General features: G+C 56.2%; 18 protein-coding genes. 6 read left to right on the top strand and 12 right to left on the bottom strand.

The window, feature by feature from the left end; genetic code table 11:
* Positions 1-24: 24 nt before the first annotated feature.
* A complete protein-coding gene (locus PN477_RS03710) occupies positions 25-987 on the top strand; it encodes a polysaccharide deacetylase family protein (protein WP_272122350.1) in 963 nt (320 codons plus the stop codon).
* Positions 988-1,161: 174 nt separating this feature from the next.
* Here PN477_RS03710 and PN477_RS03705 read toward each other — a convergent pair whose 3' ends face one another.
* The 5 genes from PN477_RS03705 to PN477_RS03685 form a co-directional block, all read right to left on the bottom strand.
* The gene (locus PN477_RS03705; RefSeq protein WP_272122348.1) at positions 1,162-1,494 is read right to left on the bottom strand and encodes a hypothetical protein; all 333 of its coding nucleotides are present in this window, start codon (positions 1,492-1,494) and stop codon (positions 1,162-1,164) included.
* A 37-nt stretch (positions 1,495-1,531) separates the two neighbouring features.
* On the bottom strand, positions 1,532-1,960 hold the full coding sequence (locus PN477_RS03700) for a hypothetical protein (RefSeq protein ID WP_272122346.1): 429 nt from the start codon (positions 1,958-1,960) through the stop codon (positions 1,532-1,534).
* 96 nt (positions 1,961-2,056) lie between these two features.
* Positions 2,057-2,557, bottom strand: coding sequence for a hypothetical protein (locus PN477_RS03695; protein WP_272122344.1), 501 nt, complete (start codon positions 2,555-2,557; stop codon positions 2,057-2,059).
* A 174-nt stretch (positions 2,558-2,731) separates the two neighbouring features.
* Positions 2,732-3,154, bottom strand: coding sequence for a DUF4332 domain-containing protein (locus tag PN477_RS03690; RefSeq protein ID WP_272122342.1), 423 nt, complete (start codon positions 3,152-3,154; stop codon positions 2,732-2,734).
* A 49-nt stretch (positions 3,155-3,203) separates the two neighbouring features.
* The gene (locus PN477_RS03685; RefSeq protein ID WP_272122340.1) at positions 3,204-4,868 is read right to left on the bottom strand and encodes a glycerol-3-phosphate dehydrogenase/oxidase; all 1,665 of its coding nucleotides are present in this window, start codon (positions 4,866-4,868) and stop codon (positions 3,204-3,206) included.
* A gap of 255 nt (positions 4,869-5,123) precedes the next feature.
* On the opposite strand from PN477_RS03685, the gene PN477_RS03680 reads away from it, so the two are divergent.
* Entirely contained in the window at positions 5,124-6,269 is a 1,146-nt protein-coding gene (locus PN477_RS03680; protein ID WP_272122338.1) for a hypothetical protein, read from the top strand.
* A 2-nt stretch (positions 6,270-6,271) separates the two neighbouring features.
* On the opposite strand, the gene PN477_RS03675 is transcribed toward PN477_RS03680, so the two are convergent.
* On the bottom strand, positions 6,272-8,182 hold the full coding sequence (locus PN477_RS03675; RefSeq protein ID WP_272146996.1) for an MASE1 domain-containing protein: 1,911 nt from the start codon (positions 8,180-8,182) through the stop codon (positions 6,272-6,274).
* Positions 8,183-8,388: 206 nt separating this feature from the next.
* Positions 8,389-9,135, bottom strand: coding sequence for an HAD family hydrolase (locus tag PN477_RS03670; protein ID WP_272121769.1), 747 nt, complete (start codon positions 9,133-9,135; stop codon positions 8,389-8,391).
* 109 nt (positions 9,136-9,244) lie between these two features.
* Between PN477_RS03670 and hemE the strand changes: the two genes are divergently transcribed.
* Both hemE and PN477_RS03660 read left to right on the top strand, forming a co-directional pair.
* Positions 9,245-10,291 carry a uroporphyrinogen decarboxylase gene (hemE, locus tag PN477_RS03665; RefSeq protein WP_272121767.1) on the top strand — a complete coding sequence of 349 codons (1,047 nt, stop codon included), beginning with the start codon at positions 9,245-9,247 and terminating at the stop codon, positions 10,289-10,291.
* A gap of 236 nt (positions 10,292-10,527) precedes the next feature.
* The gene (locus PN477_RS03660) at positions 10,528-11,589 is read left to right on the top strand and encodes an NAD-dependent epimerase/dehydratase family protein (protein ID WP_417158747.1); all 1,062 of its coding nucleotides are present in this window, start codon (positions 10,528-10,530) and stop codon (positions 11,587-11,589) included.
* 118 nt (positions 11,590-11,707) lie between these two features.
* Here the strand turns inward: PN477_RS03660 and codA are convergent, their stop codons facing one another.
* Together codA and PN477_RS03650 are read right to left on the bottom strand one after the other, a co-directional pair.
* Complete coding sequence (codA, locus tag PN477_RS03655; protein ID WP_272121765.1) at positions 11,708-12,967, bottom strand: cytosine deaminase; 1,260 nt, start codon at positions 12,965-12,967, stop codon at positions 11,708-11,710.
* A 214-nt stretch (positions 12,968-13,181) separates the two neighbouring features.
* Positions 13,182-13,772, bottom strand: coding sequence for a hypothetical protein (locus PN477_RS03650; protein WP_272121000.1), 591 nt, complete (start codon positions 13,770-13,772; stop codon positions 13,182-13,184).
* A 294-nt stretch (positions 13,773-14,066) separates the two neighbouring features.
* Between PN477_RS03650 and PN477_RS03645 the strand changes: the two genes are divergently transcribed.
* Positions 14,067-14,762, top strand: a complete 696-nt coding sequence (locus PN477_RS03645) for an ATP-dependent Zn protease (RefSeq protein WP_272121002.1) — start codon at positions 14,067-14,069, stop codon at positions 14,760-14,762.
* Here PN477_RS03645 and PN477_RS03640 read toward each other — a convergent pair.
* Positions 14,748-15,857, bottom strand: coding sequence for an NAD(P)/FAD-dependent oxidoreductase (locus tag PN477_RS03640; RefSeq protein ID WP_272121004.1), 1,110 nt, complete (start codon positions 15,855-15,857; stop codon positions 14,748-14,750). The genes PN477_RS03645 and PN477_RS03640 overlap by 15 nt on opposite strands.
* A 256-nt stretch (positions 15,858-16,113) precedes the next feature.
* Positions 16,114-17,013 carry a peptidoglycan-binding protein gene (locus tag PN477_RS03635; RefSeq protein WP_272121006.1) on the bottom strand — a complete coding sequence of 300 codons (900 nt, stop codon included), beginning with the start codon at positions 17,011-17,013 and terminating at the stop codon, positions 16,114-16,116.
* A 128-nt stretch (positions 17,014-17,141) separates the two neighbouring features.
* Between PN477_RS03635 and PN477_RS03630 the strand changes: the two genes are divergently transcribed.
* A complete protein-coding gene (locus PN477_RS03630) occupies positions 17,142-17,936 on the top strand; it encodes a Tab2 family RNA-binding protein (protein WP_272121007.1) in 795 nt (264 codons plus the stop codon).
* Positions 17,937-18,152: 216 nt separating this feature from the next.
* Here the strand turns inward: PN477_RS03630 and PN477_RS03625 are convergent, their stop codons facing one another.
* Entirely contained in the window at positions 18,153-18,941 is a 789-nt protein-coding gene (locus PN477_RS03625; protein WP_272146994.1) for a hypothetical protein, read from the bottom strand.
* Positions 18,942-19,078 lie beyond the last annotated feature (137 nt).

The raw sequence follows: 19,078 nt of genomic DNA, 5'->3' as shown, positions 1-19,078 counted from the left end.
ACGCGCCGTGTTCTTAGTATTACTTTGGCCGTATCTAGCATCAGTCTTTGTGCAGGGCTGAGTATTCCTGCGGGACGTGCTGCTCAAGCCTTCGTCCGTGGTTCTACGTCCTATAGCGGCCTAACCAGCACCTTCACGGAATTACCCACCTTAGCCACTCAAGCCTGGAATCAAAAGTTACTGACGGTGACCCAGGCGGAGCAAGCGAAAGATTTTACGGTTCCGGCCCAGTTCCAAGGCAAAACGATTCGCTCTGTGCCCTTACCCAGTGGCAAGAAGGTGATCGCGTTAACCTTTGATGATGGCCCGTCCGAGAAGTACACCAACGATATTCTCTATATCCTGGAGCAGCACGGGGTTAAAGCGACGTTTTTCCTGTTGGGTCGTAATGTGCAGAATTTTCCGGCGCGGGCCAAACAGGTTCACCTCAAAGGTCATGCGGTGGCTAATCACAGTTGGAGCCATCCCTACGCGAAACAGTCTCCGGCCAGTTCCGCTTCTCAAATCGATAATACGGATGTGTGGATTGAACGGGCAACGGGGGTCAAGCCCAAGTTTTTCCGGCCACCGGGAGGATATTTGCATACAGGGTTGGCCGAATATGCGGCCCAAAAAGGGCAAGTGGTGGCAATGTGGTCGGCGGATTCCAAGGATTACTATGCGTCGGCTCCGAGTATGGTGAAGCGGATTCTCAAGGAAGCGACACCGGGGGGGATTGTCTTACTCCACGACGGTGGCGGCGATCGCACCCAAACCGTGATCGCCCTCCCCACGATTATCAAGAATCTCCAACAACAGGGCTATGAGTTCGTCACTCTGCCGGAATTGTTGACGATGCAGGATCAGGAGATGAAAGCGATCGCCGCTCAAAAAGCTGCCGAAGCTCAAAAAGCTGCTGCTGCCCAGCAAGCCGCCGAAGCCCAAAAGGCCGCTACTGCCCAGCCAGCGCCCCCACCACCGGCTCCCCAGGCGGCTCCTGCCCCCTAATCCTAGGGGCAACTTTAAATAACCTCACTATGGCAGTGAACAAATTCGTTAGGACAGGCAAGGGGCTTAAGCCCCTTGTTCCAGACTCTTTGAATGTCTTCACTACCCTGGCTAGTGCTATATCAGGAGCGATCGCACTGCGATCGCTCCTGTTCTGCGGCACGATTAGCCGCGTCATTCCTCGCCCGCGTCCGTTTCGGCAAAGTCGGCGGGATCGTACCAGGTGGCGACGGGGCGGAGTTCCGGGGGGATGACGGTGTCGTAGGGAAATTGCAGATTGGTTTCTGAGAGGCCGAGATAACCGGCGGTGGTGAAGCTGGTGAGCAGGCGTTCCAGGGCGACCCAAACGATCGCATCATATTCCCATTCCCCGGCGCGGGGGGCATAGCAACTAATCGAGCGCAACGCCCAAAAATAGGTATTACGCACCACTGACCCCTGTTTTTGGTATCGGGGCAGGTCGGCGGCATGAATGCAGAGAATATTGTCAGCGATCGCAGCTCGCATCGGTATCGTTAACCCGTCTCACATCAAGGGCATCGGTTCACGGTTGCACGATCCGTTCAAGTTGACGAATATTGCTCGCTCGTCCCACCACTGTCCCCGAACGCCGATCCAAAACCACCAACATTTTGCCCGCAAACCAAGCCCGCCATCCGGGCTGAGTATAGATCCAATACCCGTCTGCTGTGACACTTTTTTCACAAAAGCCCAACTCAGCTAAGGCTTCATCTAACCCCGTTTGCGCTTTTTTCGCACTGGTGAATTGCAGGGATAGGGTGCGGCTGCGGTTCATGTAGAGTCCCACAACCCCGGTGCAAAGACCGATGATCAAGCCCAATTGTAGGGTGGCGCGATCGTTGAAACCCAGCCCCAATTGATAGGCAAACACCACATCAGCGAAGAGGGTGGCGGTGGCGAAGTAATACAAAAATGTGAGGGGGGCGCTGGGGCCTTTGGGGATCGTTGCCATGGGATTGGGGTGAATCTGCCCTGAAATTTTACCGTGGATTGCTTCGGCTCAGTCAAGCCGGCGTGATTGCTTGATCTGACGTTGAACGGGTGAAAATTATTCTGGCGATGGGCAGCTAGCGAGGAGGGCGCGATCGCTCTCCTGAACCGTTTCAATCGGATGAAAACCGACCAGGTTCAGTTGACGCTCTAGGGAAGGTTGGGTACTCGCCAGGACAGAGGTTTGAGAACGGGCGATCGAATAGATGAACGATTCGCCACTGTGGTGATCCACCATATTAAGGGCGAGGTGATCGGGGTGGGCGGTGGCGGTGAAACAGTTGTAGTCGGAATTGAGTTGATACACCACCCCCGATAATTTGCCTTCCTCCACCGCCAGCAGTAGATAGGTGGTGTTAAGACGTTCGCGCTCCATCTGCTCACCGTAGAGATAGGCTCCCGTGGGTAGGAGTGGAGTGGCGGCGGGGGATGGGTTGGGCGCATGGATGACTTTGCTGGGTTTTTCCAGGGTGGCGATCGCCGCCGGAACCAGACCGCCCAGATTAATCCAAGCCCCTAACATGAACAGAATTGAAGATAGACAAAAACGCAACACCATGATGCAAACCCTTGGGACGGTAGAGGTAAAAGACTTGCAGTGAACTTCCGCTGGCCTGCCAAGCTCAGACCCTTTTGATCGGAAGTACGCCAAAACAGAATCAATTGATACAGATTGAATCCTTATCCCAGTGTATCCGAGGGTTTACGCGAAAAAAACAGCTTAATCTCGCAATTAATCCGCCAAACTGAGGGTTTTTGCTTCGCTCACCCACTGTTGTACCTCGGAGATGGTGGGACAGAGGTCGCGCCGTTGGAGGGTAGCGACGTGAAACCGCAAGAGTTGCGCGTGGAGGCGGTGGGCGGGGGTTTGGCTGAGTTGCTGAACCGAGGCAATCCCCCCATGGAGGAGTAAGCCGCAATGGACACAGCCCACCGTGGGGAGACGAGCTAGATCCGCCATGGCTCGCCATTTGCGGAGGGCGGGTAGGGGGATGCCGAGGCGGTGGGCGATCGCGGCTTGCTGGGGGGGAGTGTGGGAAAGATTCAGTAAATCTACAGTTGTTTTAATACCAACTGCATGCATCTTATTTGCTTCAGCAAGGGGTAATCCTGGCAATTGTTCCACTGCCCAAGTACAGCTTGAAAATGAAGCCATGCATTCCCCCTGCTTTCCAGATTGATATGAGCAGACCAGACGATCGAGATCAGACCGCAACGGGTTCCGGATTGCATTGATAATCCGGGATGCAGTTGGCTGCCATGAATTGATGGTACGCGGTAATGTTGCGATCGCAGCGTTCACCGTCCCAACCGCAATAGCGCTGGGCAATGTCGGCTAACACCGGCAGGGTATCGAGGCCATAGTTTTCGAGCATAGCGATCGTGGTGCGGCGGCGGGTGATGTCCACAAAGGTTTCGGCCATTTCCGAGCGGAACCCGTAGACAATCTGCGCCTTGATGTCGGGCAATTGGGGATGGATCAACTCGGCCAATTCCGGCGATTCATCGACCAACGCCAACACCTGCGCCCCTTGGGAACCGTAGAGGGTAAAGAGATGATGGACTGTTGCGGTGGAGACGCGATCGCCATACTGCTCCACATGGGCTTGAATGCGATCGTCCGTGGGCAAAATGCACCCCGGTAGCGGCTGCGTCAAGGTCGGACAAGGGGGAGCCGTCCGCCCCATTTTCCGATAGGCTGCATCCACCATTTCTTCCCCCACATGGCGGAAGGTGGTGAGCTTGCCGCCGATCAGCGAGATCAAATTTTTAACCCCTTCTTTGGTGTGGTCAAACAAAATATGTTTGCGCGTCAGTTCGCCCGGATTTTTGCCTTCCTGATAGGGCAGCGGCCGCACCCCAGAATAGGTAAACGTCACCTCATCCCGGCCCAGATTCGCCGTCGGAATAATCAAGTTTGTTTCGTTGAGCAGATAATCCACTTCATCGTTATCCGCTTTCAGGGGGTCAAGTTCACCCTCAAAGCGAAGATCAGTTGTGCCAATCAGGACATGACCCAACCAGGGCACGATGAAGAAGGGGCGGCCATCGGTTTTCGCTTCCACATAGAGCGCGGAATCTGGCGCACCGGGGAAGGGTTTGACGACGATATGGCTGCCTTTAGTGCCGCCGATTTTGCGGGTGGAGCGCAGCGCATCGGGGGTGAGGTTCAACACCTGATCCACCCAGGGGCCAGCGGTATTAATCACAACGGTGTCGGCGTGGGTTTTGAGGGTATAGGGTTGGCCAGACAGTTGATCCTGGCAATGAACGGCGGTGATGCGATCGCCGCTGACATCGAAATTCGTCGCCGCCATGTAGTTACAAACCGTCGCGCCGGCGCTTTGAGCCTCAAAGATATTTTCTAAACAGAGCCGCTCCGCATAGGCGGCTTGGGCATCGTAATATTGCGCCCCGCCTTTGAGGTTTTCCCGATCCATAGTGCGAAAGAGTTGTTGAAACTCGTCTTTGGGCAGCATCCGGTGTTTGGGGACGGATTTATCGTAGCTGAGGAGGTCATAGAGACACATCCCGGCTTGAATTTTCCAGTAGGGGCGCGATCGCCCTTTGTAGATCGGCACAGTCAACAGCAGCGGCTTCACCAAATGGGGAGCCATCCGCAGCAGCACTTCCCGTTCCCGCAAAGATTCGCGCACGAGGGGCACTTCAAAATATTCCAAATACCGCAGCCCCCCATGGACTAATCGGGTTGACCAGCTTGATGTGCCGCTGGCAAAGTCCCCCCGTTCAATCACGACGGTTTTCAGGCCGCGGAGGGCTGCATCACGGGCCACACCAGCCCCATTAATACCACCTCCGATCACGATCAGGTCGAAGGTTTCCTGTTCAAGATGGGTAAAATTTCGCATGATAAATCCCAGTGGTTGATAGTTTGAGATGACAAACAGATCCCATGGGACAGCGGGAAAGGTGGATTTAGTCCTATCCCCTGTCCCGAATTCACCTGTACCTTAACGTACTTCCTGCGGTTCTGTCGGTTTGGTGAGCACAGGCCACCGAGGGGGGAACGTTTCCGGATCAGGTCTGACGCTGGGGGTTCGGAGCGGCAGCGATCGTCCCCCCACGGCTTAAAATTAGGTCAATCTTCAGCAGGCGAATCCCCCATGACAAAGGTAGCGAGTGAGTGGACAACGATGATCGGGTCGGCGGGGGAGGATCGCGCTCAGGCGATCGCCACGGATGCCGCCGGTGTGAGCTATGTGACGGGGTATCAGGTGAGCGAGGCGGAGGAGGAGACCGCGCCGCGTCGCTGGGCTTGGGTCGCGTCCTACGATGCGCAGGGGGCGTTACGGTGGCGACAGGGGATTGAGAGCGACCATGATTTAGAACCGAGAGCGATCGCCCTTGATCCCGGTGGTTTAATCTATCTCGCGGGCACGGCCTACGCCCGCGATCCGGAAGCCACCAACGCCCCCACCGCAGAAACCTGGCTCGCTCAACTTGACACCCAAGGCACGGTGCAATGGTTTCTCTTCCTGTCGAGTATTCATCCCCAACAACCCAGTAGCCTCACCCTCGATCCCCGTGGCGATCTGTACCTGACGGGATTTATGACCCCATCGGGCCAACCGGGGGAAGCCTGGTTAGGGAAATATGCCCCCAATGGCGATCGCCTCTGGTGGACTTCCCTAGGGCAACACCACGACACCGCCACCACCCGCGTTGTGATCGGCGAAGACCCCACCGCCCGCACCAAATTCGCCAAAATTACCGTCTATGTGGCGGGTAATACCCTGATGCCCATTGCCGAGCGTGCCGATGCCCATGATAGTTGGCTGGCGCGGTATAGCAGTGAAGGGATTCAACGCTGGATTGTGCCGATTGGGGATGCGATCGCCTCTCCCTGTGCCACTCTCCAGGTTAATCGCGAAAACCATGTCTTTCTCGCCGGAACCACGACCCAAAGCCTCACCGCTGACCCCCTCACAGAACACGCCCTCTGGTTCGCCCAATACGCCCCCGACGGCACACCGGTCACCCTGCAACAATGGGCTGATGTGGGCTGTTTAGCGACGTTTGTGGCCGAGGGCGATCGCTTCTACCTAATCGGTTCCAGCACCGACACCACCGCCTGGATCTCGGCGGTGACTCCCACCGGGGGAAATCTTGCGCCGGTCTCGCTGGGGACGAACGGCCAATTTTGCATGGATGCAACCTTTGCCTCGCCCGCGCAGCTTTATGCCATCGGGTATACTGCCATCGCTGAGCAGCCCCATCAGGCTTGGATCAAGGGCGTAACCTTAGCCTAGGACTAAGCCTCAGTGAGGGGCGATCGCATCGTTTGGGTCAGGGGCAGTTCGAGGGTAAAACACGCGCCTGCGCCGGGTGTGGTGTCACAGGTTAACGCGCCGTGATGGTTTTTGACGACCATTTCATAGCTCGTGTAGAGACCAAGACCCGTACCCTGGCCCACCGGTTTGGTGGTGAAGAACGGGTCAAAAATGGACGTTTGATTGGCGGGGGAAATACCGGGGCCATTGTCGGCGATCGCAATAGTGACGCGATCGCCTCTGATCGCCGTCGTAATGTGGATGGTACGCGGTTCGTCCCCATCCAGCCGACCGAGGGCATCAATCGCATTAGACAAAATATTCATAAAGACCTGATTAATTTCCCCCGCATAACATTCAACATCTGGCACTGTTCCATAGTCTTTAATCACAGTAATCGGGGGAACTGTCCGGTCTAGATGATCCGAATAAAAGCCATCCAGACGATGTTGCAAAATGAGCAACGTGCTATCAATGCCCGCATGAATATCCACCCATTTTAATTCCGCTTCATCCAAGCGAGAAAAATTGCGCAAACTCAAGACAATCCTATGGATGCGATCGGCTCCAGACTTCATTGAATCAAGCAGTTTAAAGATATCTTCCTTCAGAAAATCCAAATCCACCGTTTCGATAAAATCAATAATATCCGGGTCGGAATCAGGATATTTTTCGCTATAGAGATCAATAAGATCGAGGAGGTCTTGGACGTAGTCTTTGGCGGGGGTGAGGTTACTATAAATAAAGCTGACGGGGTTATTGATTTCATGGGCGATCCCGGCAACTAATTGCCCTAAGCTAGTCATTTTTTCGCTCTGGATCAGTTGGATTTGGGTTTGTTGGAGTTCCTGGAGGGCTTGGGCGAGGGAGTTGGCTTTTTCTTGGAGGCGGATTTCTTTGCGTTGGAGGGCTTCGTTGGCGATGGAGAGTTCTTGGGTGCGTTCCATGACGCGGGTTTCGAGTTCCGCTTTGGCTTGCTTGAGTTGGGCGGTGGCGCGGCGGCGTTCTTGGAGGACGGCCATGAGGACGAGGGTGGTGACGGAAACAACGCCGATGTAGGACTCTAGGAAGAGAAGCGATTGGGTGAAGTCGTCACGGATGAAGGAACTGCGTTCGAGGACTGTGCCGGCGATCGCCGTTAATCCGGTGACGGCGATCGCCAAGGTTGTCCCCTGTTCCGAAAAGCGAAAGGCCGCCCATACTAACAGGGGAATAATCAGATATTCCACCGGATGCCCATACCAAAAGGCGAGGCTCCCCACCAGGCAAAACAGCAATCCCCAACTGATGATTTCGAGGGAAAATGAGCGACGGTTTGAGGGTGAGCCGAGGAGCAGTGTTTGGGGTGGACGTTTCCAGGTGAGGAGCAAGGGGGTGAAAATCAGCACACCCGCCAGATTAGAAATCCACCAAGTGAGCCAGGCTGAGCCAAACAGGTTCCAGGTCACCCAGCCCCCCACACAGAGGGAAAGCACGCCGATGGTGGCGCTGATCCCTTGGGCGAGGATGCCCCCAAAGGCCACGAGTTGAAAGATTTGCGGCGATCGCTTCAAAGGATATCGAGTTTTCGTCACCTGAAGAATCAACTGCATGCCGATCAGCGGGGCGAGGGTGTTGCCCACTGCGGTCACGATGCCAATGCTCAGACTCAACGGGGATGGATTGGTGAAGACTGAAATTCCAAAGGAACCCAACAGGATGCCAGGCCAAAGGGAAACCCCCCACCGCAGGGTTGCTGCCAGGGCAATCCCCGCCGGAATCCAGACGGCGGTCACGTCTCCGGGGAGGAGGGCCAGCTTCAAGCCCAACAGCCCAAAACCGCAGTAGCTCACCATGATTGCTGTGACGAGGGCAATATAGCGACGACTACCAAAACGAGGACGGACAACCATATCAAAAGGGAGGGGGGAGGAAAACGCTCGTGATGCGGAGGATGGGACTGCTCAAGCGAGGCATCCAGTTCAATCCTGATTTTATCCTTGCGGGGTTTGCGATCGCTTGTGATCAGTAATAGATAAATCTATATAGCGGTCAGCGATCGCAAGTCGTCCGTTGAGGGGGTTGTTTTAGGGCGAGCAATGTGATAGAGCGTTGCGGGTCACGCCGGGGCGATCGTGATGTCGGCCAGGGAGGCGATCGCGACATCCACCGCATCCACCGGCACAGCGGCGCGATCGCCCCAGCAGATCCCCACCACACCGCCAGCCCCTGCCGCCCGCGCCATCTGCCAATCAAAGGCCGAATCTCCCACCATCACCGTCCGTTCTGGGGCCACCTTGAGCAATTGGCAGGCTTTGAGATACAAGGCCGGATCGGGTTTCGCGAGTCCGTCATCCTCATGACCCAACTCCAGCGCCAACCACGACCCTAACTCGGCATACCGAACAAACTCCTGCACCTCCGCCGTCACCCCCGCCGAAAGCACACCCAAGGCGATCCCCGTAGCTGCCAGGGATTCAAGGGCCGAGCGTACCCCTGGAAAACAGGGGCTGGTTTGGGCATTGCGGGGCACGTATTGATGGGAATCTTCAAAGGCTTGGTGGGCGATCGCCCGCGCTTCGGCCCAACTGCGGCCAGTTTCGGCAATGTAGGCGGCGGCGGCGATTTCGTTTTCTTTCCGACTGCCGACGGTCATTAAGCCCTGGGGATCGAGGGTATCACCTTGCACCCCGAAGGCCATCAGCAACGGTTCCCCCACGCCGGGGATTTGGGCATCAATGAGGCGCGATCGCTTCTGGGCCAATTCCCGTAAATAGTTGGCCGAATGTTCCAACGTGCCATCTTTATCGAAAATAATCGCCTCGATCCCGTTAAACTGGGTCGTTCCACACTGTACGGTTACCAAATTAAACTCCTTAACAATCTGTTACGGGATATCTTCCCCCTACAAGCAAAATGATAAGCTGGCAAATGCACTGAAAATTTAGTATTAAAACATTACAAACGGAGCGAATATGACGGGGTCGGAATTACCACATTTACTGCGGGTTGCGCGGGGCGAAGTGCTCGAACGTCCGCCCGTTTGGATGATGCGCCAAGCCGGACGCTACATGAAAGTCTATCGGGATTTGCGCGAGAAGCACCCTAGTTTTCGCGAACGTTCGGAAAATGCCGATCTCGCCATTGAAATTTCGCTGCAACCCTGGCGGGCCTTTCGTCCTGACGGTGTAATCATGTTTTCGGATATCCTCACGCCCTTGCCGGGGATCGGGATTCCCTTTGACATCATCGAAAGCAAAGGGCCGATCATCGACCCGCCGATCCGGACGATGGCACAGGTGGAGCAACTCACCCCCCTCGAACCGGACACCTCGCTACCGTTCATCCGCACGATCTTGCAAACCCTACGCCAAGAGGTGGGCAACGAGTCCACGGTGTTGGGGTTTGTGGGTGCGCCTTGGACGTTGGCGGCCTATGCGGTCGAGGGCAAGAGTTCTAAGAATTACGCGGTGATTAAGCGCATGGCGTTTTCAGAGCCGACGGTGCTCCATGCGCTGCTGGCGAAGATTGCCGATGCGATCGCTACCTATACCTGCTATCAGATCGACTGTGGGGCGCAGGTGGTGCAGATGTTTGACTCTTGGGCGGGGCAATTGAGTCCTCAAGATTACGAAGCGTTTGCCCAACCCTATCAACAGCGCGTGGTGGATCAGGTCAAGGCGAAACATCCCGATACCCCGTTTATCCTCTACATCAGCGGTAGTGCTGGGGTGTTGGAACGGATGGGTAAAACGGGGGTGGATATTATTAGCGTTGATTGGACGGTGGACTTGGCCGAGGCGCGGCAACGGTTGGGCCCGAATATGAAGGTGCAGGGCAATATTGATCCGGGGGTGCTGTTTGGCTCCAAGGATTTCATTCGCGATCGCATCCTCGACACCGTGCGCCAAGGCGGCGGCCAAGGTCACATTCTCAACCTCGGCCATGGTATTCTCCCCGGTACACCCGAGGAAAACGTGGAGCATTTCTTTGCGATCGCCAAGCAAGTTATCAACTGCTAGCGGTTCACGCCTAATTTAACCCCCTTTTCGTCCATAGGAGAGGTTGCTTCCCCAGCGGGCTTGCACCTCTCCTATCGAAATTTCGTTCCCCCTAAGAGTTCAACATCGTGATCCCTGAGCCTGTTCATCCCGATTCTGTGACCCCCGAACCCGTGACCCCCCCAGCGGTGCAGTCCGAACCGGCCAAGGCTGATCCCATTCCCCCGCAGCCAGTGAACCCGCCCACTCCTGCCCCGTTGAGCCGTCAAACCCCACCGCGCCCCGCCCAAACCCAGCGTATTTTTATCACCGGCGGCAGTGGTTGTATTGGTCACTACCTCGCCGAAAGCCTAATCGAAACCAGCGATCACGAACTCTTTTTTCTGATTCGTAACCCCGACAAAATTCAATTTGATTGTGAGGCACGTCCCGGCATTCACATCATTTACGGGGACATGAACACCATCGATGACCAAGCCCAACTCCTCAAAACCATTGATGTAGCGATCCTCACCGCCAATGCTTGGGGTGGGGCCAAGGAAGTGTTTGATGTCAACGTCGCCAAAACCCATCGGTTGATTAACCTCCTCGACCCCGATCGCTGCCAGCAAATTCTCTATTTTTCCACCGCCAGCATTCTCGACCAAGAGAACAAACTCCTCGAACAGGCCAAGCAGATCGGCACCGAGTACATTCGGTCGAAATACAATTGCTATACCCAATTAACGCGATCGCCCCTCGCCGACAAAATTACCGTCCTCTTTCCCACCCTCGTCTTTGGCGGCAGCAGCACCAAACCCTACTCCCACATTTCCGGCGGCCTCACTGAGGTGTCAAAATGGATCGGTCTGGCTCGTTTCTTCAAGGCCGATGCTAGTTTTCACTACCTCCATGGCCGCGATATTGCCGCCGTGGTGCGTCACCTCGTCGATCATCCCCTCGCCAAGAATGTGCAGGACGAGTTAAACGATATTCCCCTCAAACAGGTCATCCTGGGTAATCCTGCCCTCACCGTGAACAACGCGATCCGCGAACTTTGCACCTATTTTGGGCAGAAGATTTATTTTCAAATCACTGTGTCCTTGGGGTTGGCGAATCTGTTGATCAAGGTGTTTCGGATTCAAATGGCGGCCTGGGATCGGTTTTGTCTGACCTATCGCCACTTTACCTATCAAAATCCCGTCAACCCCGCCACCTTTGGTTTACCGGTCTTTTGTCCCACGCTCTCTGATATTTTTCTCGCCACCGGCATTAAGGGTAAACGGATGCCCGCACCATCTCAACCGGACACCCGTGAGTCTAGCACCGAGGATAACTGATTCTACTGGATTGACACGGCTAAAGTAAGGTATTCAGTAGGGTGCTGTTAGCGAAGCGTAACGCACCAAGCACAGATGTTTCAGCGATCGCGGCACGAAATGTATGGGACTTCAGCGATTATGCGCCATGCCATTGGGATTGCGGGGGTTGGGTGGTGGCGAGGAGGCGACCGTGACTGATCACCTGGGTGATGGTGGCACGGCGACGCAGGGCATCGTAGGGATCGATCGCAGCCAAACAGATTAAATTCGCAGGCTTACCCACTGCGAGACCGTAGCGATCGCCCAAATGCAAGGTTTTCGCTCCGTGGCGCGTCACCATGTCATAACAGGCTTCCATTTCGGCGCGTCCCGTCATGTGGCAGACATGGATCGCCATGGATGCTGGATCGAGCATATTCCCGGTTCCCAGGGCATACCAGGGGTCTTGGATGCAGTCATTGCCAAGGCTGACGTTGATGCCGTTTTGCCAGAGTTCTTTAACGCGGGTGATGCCCCGCCGTTTGGGGTAGGTGTCGCCGCGACCTTGGAGGGTGATGTTGATCAGGGGGTTGGCGATGATGTTGAGTTGAGCACGGCGGAGGGTTCCCATTAACTTGGTGGCGTAGGCGTTGTTGTAGGAACCGAAGGCGGTGGTGTGGCTGGCGGTAACGCGATCGCCCAACCCCGATCGCAGCGTACAGGCGGCCATCACTTCTAAAAACCGCGATTGTTCATCGTCAATTTCATCACAATGGAGGTCAATTAAGCGATCGTGCTGGGTGGCTAGTTTAAAAATTCGCTCCACCGAGCGCACTCCATCCTCGCGGGTCAGTTCGTAATGGGGAATACCGCCGATCACATCCACCCCCAGGGCGATCGCTTCCTCCATTAACGCTTCATTGCGGGGCGAACCATACAGCCCATCCTGGGGAAACGCCACCACCTGCACCGTGATCCAATCCCGCACCGCTTCCCGCACCGCTAACACCGCCTGCAACGCGGTCAAACTCGCCTCACTCACATCCACATGGGTGCGCACAAACAGCACTCCCTGACTCGCCTGGGCTTTCAAGGCCGCCAAGGCCCGCGCCTGCACATCGTCAGCAGTGAGGGACTGTTTCCGCTCCCCCCAAATCTGAATCCCTTCAAATAATGTGCCGCTCTCATTCCAGCGCGGTTCTCCCACGGTCATCGCCGAATCAAGGTGAATATGGGACTCCACAAAAGGAGCCGACACCAATTGATCCCCCGCATCGATTTCCACGGGGGCGGTATTCGTCAGGTGGGGTTCAATGGCGGTGATGCGATCGCCCGTTATCCCCACATCCATCGCCGCCGCGCTGAGATGATCCGTCCACAATCGCGCCCGCCGCACAATCAGATCAAAATCCGTCATCTTGCTGCCCTCAATCTGGTTTGCGCCCATTGTGCCGCAGATCAAGCACAATGCCTGTTCATCTTAGCCAGATCACAATTCTTGATCAGAATCCTCATCAGACAAGGCGGCTTCAGCCCCTTGCGTCAAACCTTGCCAAGGGGCGAAAAAGCGCGATCGCTCCGGATTGAGGCCTGGAGCGATCGCGCTTGTGAGAACGTGACCCGACGGTAACTTAACCTTGGTTCTGTTCGGTTTGCGCCTCATCGAGGGCACATTTCGCCACCTTCAACAGCGATCGCGCCTGTTCCACCGGAGAAAGCGTCTCCCAGGCTTGATCGGGTAATTCAACCTCTGGCGCACCACTACGCATCGCATAGGCCAACGGACGGGCAAACACCTGAAGATCATCCACAGACCAATCCGTTAACAACGGCTGCACGCATTCCACTAACTGTTCAATGGGAGAGAGGCCGGCTGTGGCGAGGGTTTGGGCTTGGGTGGCGATCGCGGTTAACCAATCCGTCGGAATTTTTTCCGCAAATCTAGCCTGTAAACTCTCGATCAAGGATGAGGCCGGGGTTTGGGGCCAACAGGATTCCACTTGGGCAAAAAAGGCTTGGGCGCGGCTGTCCCATTCCAGCGCCGGAATTTCCGCAAAGCCGGGCACTTGGGTTTCAATCTCATTGCCATACTGTTCAGCGGTGGTTAACGGCCATCCGTAGGGGTAGGCGGTTTCGGCAGTGAACAGGTCTGCAAGCAGGTCACTGACGGCATCACGGTGAAGGTCTTGCCGGGTTGCTGGGTCAATACGAGGGGTGTTCATGGGCTTTCTCCTAGTTCCATCCGCAGGGGCTGCGGTCACGTTCTGGGGGGATCTACACCGTCAGATTAGCCCGTTCCGTAGTCGTGACTCACTTTTTTTGCACTTGGCGATCCACGATAGGAGGAATTGCTAAGAGTAGCAAGGGTTTACAGCGGCGCGGTAGGCTAAAAAAAGTCATTGTGCTGAGACACTATAGCAGTCCTCAATCAGATCGGGACAGGCAAGGGGCTTAAGCCCCTTGTTTCTCAAAGCTGAGGGTTTCACACTCAAATAGGATTGCTATGAAGGAGTTAAATGGTTCAACAAACCACGTTAAATCTGATCGCCATTGGGGTGTTTTTAATGGTGTTGTCGGTATTAGTGGGGCCTCTGATCCAACTGCCGCCTGCGATTCCGGCGGGGGTGACCCTGACGGTGATGGTGCTCTATGCGGCGGATACCTTGGCGTGGCAGGGGCGCGTCGGGTCGCTGCTGGTGGATGGGGTGGCGCGATTTTCGCCGGAGCATCGCGATCGCATTCTCCACCACGAAGCGGGGCACTTCATCACCGCCTACGCCTACGGGATTCCGATTCTGGGCTATACCCTCTCGGCCTGGGAAGCGTGGCAGCAACAAAAACCGGGCTTTGGCGGCGTGGAACTGGATGGCAGTTTACCCGATGCGATCGCCGTTGAAGGTGCGATCGCCCAAAAGCAATGGCTCGATCGGATCTGTATTGTTTGGATGGCGGGGATCGCCGCCGAGCGTCTTTGTTATGACAGCGTTGAGGGGGGGAATGATGACCGCCAGCGGATTTTAGAAGCCCTCTCCCGCACGGGGCAATCCCTCAGCGGCGCGGCGGTCAAACAACAATGGGCAGAACTTCAAGCCAAGTCATTAATGGAACGCCACCGCCCCGCCTACGATGCCCTTGTGGCGGCCATGGCCGATCGCGCCTCCGTGGCAGACTGTTGCCACGCTCTGGCTGAGGCAGGGTTAGCTAAAGGGTGACAGGCTCTTTTTGAGGGCATCCATGGCGCGATCCAATACAGCCGAATAGCTCAGTTGACCGCAGAGAATTTGGCTCATCAGGGTGGTGGCAAAGGGTTGTTTAATCCCCACTTTGTAGGCCAATTTCGTGAACTTGTAGAAAATGCCGCTCAACCGTTGGGCCAGCACCATGTTGTGCCCCCAACTGTCGTGCATCACTTGGCTGTAGCGGGCGATCGCATCTGCATCCCCGGCCTGGGCGGCGGCGATCGCTTCTGCGGCCTTCATGCCACTGAGCAAGGCCGGGCGAATCCCTTCGGCGAGGAGGGGGTCTGCTAACCCGGCACTATCTCCCACTAGTAGGGCGTTGTGGGTGTGGAGGGGGGCTTGGTGAGTCCAGAGATTCATCGCGGCGGGTTGAATCGTGGCGGGGCGATCGCCGAGATAGTGGCGCAATTGTTGCTCTAGCTCCCGATCTTTCCCCTTGCCGTCCATGGTTCCGGCACTGACGAGGGCGCGATCGCCCTGGGGAAAATTCCAAATAAACCCATTCTTCACCTGGCCAAAATCAAATTGGGCCAAGGTGGGGTCAGACGGTGGCCCCTGAAGATAGGCCGCCGTGGCGATCGCTGGCCGGCCACACCCTTTTAACCCCAGCAGCTTGGCACAGATTCCCATCGCCCCATCCGCCGCGATCACATAGGTAGCCGTGAGGACTTCCCGATTTGTCGTTACGTGCCATTGGTTCCCGTCAAAACTCAACCCCGTCACCGAGGTTTCATCCTGCACCGTTGCCCCGACGGCCGCCGCTTGGGTCAGCAAAAAGGGATCAAACACCTCCCGCTGCACCATCCACATCGGCTCCGTGCGCAACCGCACCTGCACCGGGTCGCCCTGCTGCCAGGTAAACCGCACCTGATCCACACGAGCCGCGATCGCCGGTTCAAAATCAAAATCAAACCAGGCTGCGATCGCCGGAGACACCCCACCACTACAGGGCTTACTCCGGGGTAACGCCGCTTTTTCCAACACCAAAACCGAAAGTCCCCGCTTGGCAAGGTGATAGGCCGCCGCCCCCCCTGCCGGGCCAGCGCCCACAATAATACAGTCTGTCATTCAGTGATCCTCTCGTTGAAATTCTCTCCGTCCTCCGCTTCATGCTGAGGACGGAAATTCCCGACCTAACGAACAACCGTCGTGGGGTCGGTTCTCGATGGGATGATGGGAAACTGGCTTACATATAGCGGTTTTCATAAACTTGAGGGACAAAGATCCCCCTCAATCCCCCTTGAAAAGGGGGAAGTGGCGTTCTCATCCTTTCGCAATCTGCCATAGTCGCCCATCATCCCCTTGGGGCCTCAGCCTGGGTTAACTACATTTGTTGAATAAAGCGACTAGACACATACCGACCCGGTGCAATTTGCGCCCAGCCGTTGGCCTGGCCGATCACATTCACCCGTGTTCCGTTGGCCAAGGTTTGGGCGACAGAATATTGCTCACCGGGGCCGGTGCGGACGTTGAGGGGTTTGGAGTTGGTGTTAATCCGGTATTGACCTTGGGCGATGCGGGGGGGTGTGGTGGTGGGTGCGGGCATCGGGCTACCCCGTAAGGCGGCCATGGTGCGCGGGCCAACAACCCCATCGACACTTAACCCGGCACGTTGTTGAAATTGCCGCACAGCAATGACGGTATCGTCGCCATAGAAGCCCCGGCCACTGCCGTCCGCGCCATAGCTGATCGAATAGCCTTTGTTGCGCAACAGGGTTTGCACTTCGGCCACCTGTTCGCCTCTGGAGCCTTTGCCGAGTAGGCCAGTGCTGCCGCCACTGGTGGGACGGGATGGGGAGGGGCCGCCCACACCGCCCGATGTGCCGCGCAATTTCGCCCAGGTATTCGGCCCGACGACTCCATCGACGGCGAGACCGGACTGTTGTTGAAATTTCCGCACGGCATCGGTGGTTTGGGGGCCAAACTTGCCGCGGCCTGCGCCGTTGGCTCCGTAGCTGATCTGAAACCCTTTGTTGCGCAGCAGGGTTTGCACCTCGGCGACGCTGTTACCGGACATGCCGGGGCGTAACACTTGGGCCAGGACGGGGCTGGTGATGGTCATCGCTCCGGCAATCAGACCCATGGACAGCATCGTTAAAAAGATACCGTGGGAGAGCGATCGCCACTGGGTCGCCTGCCAGAGTTGAATTTCACTGTAATCGTAGGTAATCCCTGCATCCACTTCATGGGCTGCATAGGCATCGGTATAAGCCAAAATATCCATAGAACCGCATCCAAAACAAACGCTCTGCACCCTTCATCGTAATCGGAAATTCCTAAGAATCAAGGTTCTATGCTGGGAGAGTAATCCTTTTTTATCTGAATTCGGTGATTCGTACCGTCCTGAAAACTATGGCTATTTGGCAAGCTGATTTATTCCGTTGTCCCCCATCCCAGGCTGCTGATCAGCCTCTGTGGTATCTGCTCCTCACGACACCCCAGGGGGATCTCAAACTGGATGTCACCGTCGAACCGGGGGCGGTGACTGGGGATTGGGTGACGGCGCAGTTGGCCGCCGCTGGGATTACGGGAACGCTGGCGGTGTTTCGGCCGCAGTCGGTGGGGTTGTTGGGGGTGGCGGCGCAACGGTTGGGGTTGACGCTGCGGGAGACGCGGCGCACGGGGGGGATTAAGTCGGTATTGTTGCAACGCTGGGGGCCGCAATTGTTGCAGATTGAGTCGGCTCCACCCCAAGGAATTCCCGATGCGCTGTGGGGCGATCGCTGGCGGTTTGCTTCGATTCCGGCGGCGGATTTGGCCCTGTGGCGCGATCGCCCCATCCCCTATCGACTGTTTCCCGATGCCCTGGATGAGGTGATCCAAACCCTCGCCCCGACGGATCAAATTCCGGGGGTGGTGGTGGAGGGGGGACGGCGATCGCGCTCCCTCGCCCAATGGTTAGACCAGGCGAATCCCTTCGCGCTCCACTACATCCCCACGGAGGCGGGACAATCGGGGGGGCTAATTTTAGAGGCGGGACTGTGCGATCGCTGGGTGTTCATCACCTTTGACGATGCCGAGATGGCCACGGCGGCGAGCCACTATCAACACCAATTAACCGCGAGTCGGGGGCTGCATTTTCTTTTGGTGCAACCCGATGATTCTGGAATGACCTTTACGGGGTTTTGGCTGTTGTGCGATCGTTGAGCAGTGGCGCGTCCTAAGGGGGTACTTGAAAAGTGTCATTTTCAACTCAATCTTCAGTGACGTTACCCAGAGGCAAGGGGCTTAAGCCCCTTGTTTTGTAGCGTGAATTTAGAGAATTGGTATAAGGGACTACTTGCGTCCAGCTTGTTCAGAAAATCATCAAGTACAGATTAGAAGCCCCTCGCCCATGGGAGAGGGGTTTGGGGTGAGGGTAAATTAAACCATCAGGAAATATTGCGGATAGTGACGCATTAACCAAGCCAAGCCACCGAGCAACAATGCTAACCCCAAGAGTCCCCAGGCAAATCCGGCTTTTTGCCAGGGAATTTCTGCATATTTCTCGAAGAGGTAGAGGACGAAAAACGTACCGCCGATCGCTTGGAATTGTTGAATCCCCAAGACCCCACCGCCGTAGATGGCCAGGAGACCGGAGGCAAGGGTGACGCATTGGAGGGCGATGTAATGCCAGCGTTGACTGTGGCGATACCAGCGAGACGACCAAATCAACAAGCCCAAACCATAGACAAATGTGCCCACGAAGAGAATGCCGGGCTGGAAAAGTTCGGCGGCGGGGTGGGTGAAGCGTCCTTGGTGGAGGGGGATGTAGAGGGCGATGAAACCGAGGGAACTGAGAACGGCGCGGGGGAGGGCGGCGCGGCTGCGAAAACCAATGGTATAGAGACCGGGAAAGATGGCGATCGCAAACCCCAAGGTTGCCTCTAAAGCTAGCACCGTGATGAACCCTAAAATCTTGCTATCTTGCCCGATCGCCGTCGCGCCCCAGGCCAGGGTGAGGAGGAAGGCGCAGACGGTGAAGGGATCACAGCCCAGTTTTGGATAGATTGATTTCACGGCGTTGGGGTGGGCAACATGAGACCACGCCAAACTCGCGCCCAACCCTAAACAGCCGGGCAAGGCCCCAAATTCACCGGGACTGCCCACCATTAACCCGATGGATGCGCCATAGGCGAGGGCTTCGTAGACCGCCGCCGGGATCAGCATCATTGACATACTCCCCCGTTAATTGCTAAAGCAATCTAACAGGGGATTCTTAGATTCACACCTAAGAGTTTCTGCTTCACAGATTGGTAACTAGGCAAAGCCCCCGTCCCATCATCTCCACAGACATTTTCAGATACGCC

Source organism: Spirulina subsalsa CS-330, assembly GCF_028330765.1.
Taxonomy (GTDB): Bacteria; Cyanobacteriota; Cyanobacteriia; order Cyanobacteriales; family Spirulinaceae; genus Spirulina; species Spirulina subsalsa_A.
Note: the sequence above shows the minus strand (reverse complement) of the source record. Positions and strands in the feature narration are given on the sequence as shown.